A 6,152-nucleotide genomic window follows, 5' to 3' on the forward strand; every position below is an offset into this window, starting at 1 on the left:
ATAAAAAATATTTGATTTTGTTACTCAGTTATTTTACTTCGGTTTTATAAATATAATGTCTAATCTGAAGTTACCGGCCAATTACCGAATTTGTATTTTAAGTAATATTATTTTAGGAGTTTTAAAAAATGAATCTAATCTGGTCTGCAATTGGGCAAGTTGTAAGTTCTTGTCTTCCAGTTTTTTTATTAATTTTTCTTGGTTGGTTATGTGTACAACAAGGGATCTTTACAAAAGATGCTAAAAAATTATTATCAGGGCTTGTCTCAAACTTTGTCTTCCCAGCGTTACTTTTTGTGCATACTTCGCATGCTAAACCTTCGCAAATATTTAATGGTATTTGGATGTTTGCGTTTTTCTGTACTATGTCATTTTTATGGATAATTTGTTTTTTAACCAATAAGTACATATTACATAAAGATTTAAAGTCAACGGCTATGAATACTATGTTGTGCTGCTTTCCGAACATGGGGGGAATGGGGGTACCTTTCTTAACGTTGATGTTAGGTGCGGCTTCTACTATTTCAGTTGCGATTGCTAATTTTGTTGTGGCGTTATCATTGATTCCAATGACAATATTTCTGTTAGAGCTATGTGATACCAAAATGTCTGGTGGTAAGGTAACTGGTGATATGATATTTAGTGCAGTCAAAAACTCACTGATGAAGCCAATGTTTTTAGCAGTTATTTTAGGGTTAATTGTGAGTGTTACCGATGGCACAAAATGGTTACCTCATTTTGTGTTTAATACCTTTGATATTATGTCTAATGCTTGTAACTTTATTTCGCTTATTGCAGTTGGTGTTGGTATTCATGGTGTTAAATTAACATTATCTAAACCATTAATGATCAATGTGATATTGAAAAGTTTTATTACACCTGTAGTGGCGCTTATTTCTGTGTATTTATTTGGTATTACCGGTATGGAAGCTGAAGAACTGGTCTTTTTATTAGCAATGCCAACGGCATCAACGGCTGTTATTTTGGCTTATAATTGGAATGTCGAGCAAGAACAAGCGTCAAGTATTTTCTTTGTATCAACAGTTTTATCTATTTTTATTTTACCAACGTTATTACTCATTATGGATTTCACCATTCCTGGCGTTGCTTAATAAATGCCGAATATAATGCTCTCATTGCTTTTAACAGGGTGAGAGCATTAGCAATAAAAATCCCAATCTAATTTGATATTCAAAAAGTAACTTAACAATCGATTGTTCAATATGTGGTTCTAGTGACAGTTAATGCTGCCACTAAATTCTATAATTATAGATGTGAATTGTGAACTTAAATTGGTTTGTGCGCCTTGCTAGTAATATTTTTTTATATCCAAATAAGAAAAGCACGCTTATGCTATTTTGTTTATTTGTTAAAAATTAGTCAGAAAAACCATTGATTTTATTGAAGTTTTTTATTGGTGTGTTTTAGGGCGCTGTGCTAGGGGTAGTTTATCCTTTTAACCATAAGATTTACAGTTAACATCAATGTTTGTTTTTTTATATCCTATTTACCTCATTATTCTATTATTACTTATCGTGTTCTGTTTTAATCATTTTATGTAGAAAATTAAGCTACCTGTTTTAGTTTTTTATATTCAATCGGTATCATGTTATTTAATGTTTCATGCTGCCTTTCGGTATTATAAATTGTTAACTCCTCTTCGGTTATTCTCCTAGCTTACGTTAAGTTGTTAAAAAGAGATAAATCGAGTACTTCAGTGCGATAGGTACGATTAAATCGTTCAATATAGCCATTTTGAAAGACTACCGAGTTAGATAGAATCAATGGCTATATCATGTGATTTACCCTAGTTTATAGAGTTTTTCCTGTAAACACGATTAAGGTCATCAATGACATTGAATGTCCTAAAGCGACGTTGATTACCGCTACTGTCACTCATAAAATCCATTGACCAACACTCCCCCCTTGTTTATTAGGAATCAATAGCTTTTATGGTGTTCATAGGGATATACGTTTTTTACGTTTAACCCTAAATATTGAGTTTCAACTAATAATACACTCGATAAATACGTTTATGGCTCTATTGATATCCCTGCTTTCTTATTCGATTAAAGCATTTAGGAATGCCCCAGCTTAAATGCTTATCCATGATAGGACTTAGCACTGACATAATCATCGAATCATCCGGTAACTTAAGTTGTAATAGTAAGCACAACGGTTTAAGTTAGCAATAACACAACACATAGTAATAATAACAGAATGATTTTGTTGTAGTTCTGTGCCCATCTTTTACGTTCCTTTTTGGGCATGATTTCTTCCTAGAGCTGTGATTTTAAGCTTAGCTCAGCAAATATCTGTTAATCTTACGGTTTTCAGCATCAGTTTCTTTTAAAATAGATAAGATTTGATTTTCAATCATTTTTTCATCTTAAAATCCCCTTTTACTTTTATCATAGAGAATTTTCTACTTTTTGCTGTACTATTTTAGGAGGTAATTACATTTAATTTATCTTTTATATTAGCTGCGCTAATTTCGCTATCGGAAATTCAGGATGATAAAAAATTATACGCTTTAGCTGTAATAATATATGCATTTATTATGTTTTATATAATTTATTTGAGCTATTGCTTATACGGAATAATCTATTTATTGATAATACTGTCATTTTGTCTGACTTTGACCACAATACAGCCTAAGTAAACAATAGGATAAAGCGTACCCAACGGTCTATTTTGCCAATCAATTACTTTCTTTTTAACCGCATCGGTCACCTTTGATCTCAAGATAGGCTAGATATCAACGTCACATATCCGTTTGATGTTTTTTACTATAGCCATTACAATGACTATTACCTGAGTTTGTATGTTTTTAGCGGGCTCAACCGTTAACTCTCTTAATTTTTTTCATCCATTTTTTATTTACCTATTTTTTATATATTAGAGTATGTTAAAAATAGGCAAATACACAAAATTGAGGATAGGGTCTTTTTTCCATTATAACTTAACAACCACAATTAATTTCCGTTCCAGATTGAGGTTCATCGCCTTCAGTAGCAAAACCATCTCTTTTCCACCAATCCAACCCACCCATCAATTCTTTGACATTAAATCCTAAAGTTAATAATTTCAAACAAGCTTTTGTAGAAGCGTTACATCCAATCCCATCACAATAACAAATATATATTTTAGATTTTTCTAAATTATCAGTAGTGTTAAATGAAATATCTTTATGCCACAAATTAATAGCATTAGGAATATGCTCTTTTTTATATGAGAGCGGAGATCTTGCATCTATAATTACAATATTTTCTTTTTTACTAATTGCAGAAAACAAATCTGCTGAATCTAACTCATAAGATAATTTTGATTGATAATGAACCATTTGTTCGATACTCATAAACACTCCTTTAATTATTAAATTTCAAAAACATTACTAGAGATATAAACTAACTCGTTTTTACTACATAATTAAAACTTACATCAAACCCAGATGTACTTGCATAAATAAATCTAGTTCTTGTCTTGATAAATAAACAATATGAGGGCTACTATCCCCTTACTGACTTGCTTCCAGAATATAGTCCATTTTGCATTTTTACAATCTATTTCACCTCATTTTTCATCAACAATTTTGTTCTTTTGTACCATTGTTAGTATTATTAATTTTAATGTTATTTTTTACAGAAATAACATATGACTAACTTTTGGAGTATAAAAAACATACCTATCTCTTGTTTGGTCAGAGCTTTATCTCTAGGGGAAAAAGTAGTTATTAACGCCTATTTCACATGTTCGGAGGGATTTTTTATAATTAGTACCTTGAGCTTTTACTTATGTAAAACGTACCAATACATGCGTTCTTACTGCCGTAACTGGTGCTCTTGCTTTTAACTTCTCACAATATTACCGTAATACATCAGGCGTTATTTTCGACAATAATAACTTTTCGAATTTTTGTGCAACATCTCTATTAATTATCTCGCTAGTAACATCACGCGTTCTATCTGCATAATCAACATCCGCAAACCAACGTTCTAGTCAATAACCAAACACGTCATTATTCAATGAATGTTTTCTAAGCTGCTTTTCCCTCGTAGAGAAATATTATTAGCCAATATTTTTTAGTTTCTAGTAATTTATCTATAGCTTCAGATAGTAAAATTTCACCCTGTTTTCCAAACGTTATTATTTCTCTTCTTTCGTTAATTCGATAATCATAACGAAATGCTATTGTCGCCGTTTTTTAATACTGCAACATACAAATAAGTCAGGATCTGGAATTTTATACTACTTATCTTTGGATTTTATTCATTTTAGCTTTGTTTCTGTTAACATAAAACACTTCGATACCATCAGCATTGTCGGTACTTTTGATAAGATGTTTTATATCAAAACGTTAATACTATCAACATTACCGTCAAAAAAGATAAGCTTAAATGAGACGAGGTGAGACTAATAGAGATTAAAAAGCCTTGTTTTTCAAGGCTTAGTTGTGATACAAAAGCTTATATGAGATCCTATAAGACGGATTGCGATTACTCCCACTCTATCGTCGCAGGAGGCTTTCCACTTATATCATATACAACACGCGATATGCCGTTGACTTCGTTGATAATACGGTTTGATACGCGCCCTAAGAAGTCATAAGGTAAATGAGCCCAATGAGCTGTCATAAAGTCGATAGTTTCAACAGCACGCAGTGAAACAACCCAGTCGTATTTGCGACCGTCACCCATTACGCCAACCGAACGTACTGGTAGAAATACGGTAAATGCTTGACTTACTTTATGATATAACTCGGCTTTGTAAAGTTCTTCAATAAAGATAGCATCGGCCTTGCGTAATAAGTCACAATACTCTTTTTTAACTTCACCAAGCACGCGAACGCCAAGACCTGGGCCTGGGAATGGGTGGCGATAAAGCATATCATAAGGCAAGCCCAGTTCTAAGCCCACTTTACGTACTTCATCTTTAAATAATTCTCGTAGGGGTTCAACTAAGCCCATTTTCATATCTTCAGGTAAGCCACCAACATTATGATGTGATTTGATCACATGGGCTTTACCAGTATCAGCAGCGGCCGATTCAATAACATCAGGATAGATAGTGCCTTGAGCCAGCCATTTTACATCTTTTAATTTTGCTGCTTCTTCATCAAATACAGCAACAAATTCGCGGCCAATAATTTTACGTTTAGCTTCAGGATCGACTTCGCCTTTTAATGCAGTCATAAAACGATCTTCAGCATTAACCGCGATAATATTCAAACCAAATTTATCGCCAAACATGTCCATTACTTGTTGTGCTTCATTTAAACGTAATAAACCATGATCAACAAAAACACACGTTAACTGATCACCTATTGCTTGGTGTAATAATAACGCAGTAACGGATGAATCAACACCGCCAGATAAGCCTAGTAGTACTTTATCTTTGCCAACTTTCTCTTTTATACGCTCTACCGCATCGGTAATAATTGAAGATGGCGTCCATAATTTTTCACAATGGCAAATATCAATTACAAAACGTTGCAATAGTTCAAAGCCTTTCACTGTATGAGTGACTTCTGGATGGAATTGCACACCATAAAACTGTTTTTCATCATTTGCCATAATCGCATATGGGCAAGTTTCTGTTTGACCGATTAAGGTAAAAGTATCGGGTAATGATGTGACTTTATCACCATGACTCATCCAAACATCAAGTTGCTCAGTACCCGCATCGCTTATACTATCTAAAATGCCTTCAGTTAATTTAGATTTTGCAACAAGATCAACTTTTGCATAACCAAATTCACGCTGATTAGAAGCGGTAACTTGTCCCCCCTGCCCTACTTGAATTGCCATCGTTTGCATACCATAACAGATCCCAAGTACAGGTACGCCAGCATTAAAAACATATTCAGGTGCTCGTGGGCTATTTTGCTCGGTAGTGCTTTCTGGTCCACCGGATAAAATGATACCTTTAGGATTGAATTTTTTAATTTTTTCTTCTGACACATCCCATGGCCAAAGTTCACAATACACACCAATTTCACGAATTCTGCGAGCAATTAATTGGGTAACTTGCGAACCAAAATCAAGAATTAAAATACGCTGCTGGTGGATGTCTTTTTTCATCAATTTTATTCCTAAACTATGAACTAATACAAAATTAGGCTGATATTGTACCATTTACCAATTAAATTGAGA

General features: G+C 33.3%; 3 protein-coding genes and 2 pseudogenes. 1 reads left to right on the top strand and 4 read right to left on the bottom strand.

Annotated elements, in window-relative coordinates; translation table 11 throughout:
* The first annotated feature begins 128 nt into the window (after window positions 1-128).
* Window positions 129-1,112 (top strand): AEC family transporter, encoded by a 984-nt coding sequence (locus tag A9G45_RS04415; protein WP_065567567.1) that lies wholly within the window; start codon window positions 129-131, stop codon window positions 1,110-1,112.
* A 454-nt stretch (window positions 1,113-1,566) separates the two neighbouring features.
* On the opposite strand, the pseudogene A9G45_RS14935 reads toward A9G45_RS04415, so the two are convergent.
* The 4 genes and pseudogenes from A9G45_RS14935 to guaA form a co-directional block, all read right to left on the bottom strand.
* Window positions 1,567-1,758, bottom strand: a pseudogene (locus A9G45_RS14935) (integrase core domain-containing protein); the annotation flags it as partial.
* A gap of 849 nt (window positions 1,759-2,607) precedes the next feature.
* Window positions 2,608-2,751: pseudogene (locus tag A9G45_RS14080) on the bottom strand (transposase); the annotation flags it as partial.
* Between the two features lie 211 nt (window positions 2,752-2,962).
* On the bottom strand, window positions 2,963-3,358 hold the full coding sequence (locus A9G45_RS04420) for a rhodanese-like domain-containing protein (protein ID WP_065567568.1): 396 nt from the start codon (window positions 3,356-3,358) through the stop codon (window positions 2,963-2,965).
* 1,138 nt (window positions 3,359-4,496) lie between these two features.
* A complete protein-coding gene (guaA, locus tag A9G45_RS04425; RefSeq protein WP_065567569.1) occupies window positions 4,497-6,080 on the bottom strand; it encodes a glutamine-hydrolyzing GMP synthase in 1,584 nt (527 codons plus the stop codon).
* Window positions 6,081-6,152 lie beyond the last annotated feature (72 nt).

The organism is Gilliamella sp. HK2 (genome assembly GCF_001690265.1).
In the GTDB taxonomy this organism is placed as follows: domain Bacteria; phylum Pseudomonadota; class Gammaproteobacteria; order Enterobacterales; family Orbaceae; genus Gilliamella; species Gilliamella apicola_C.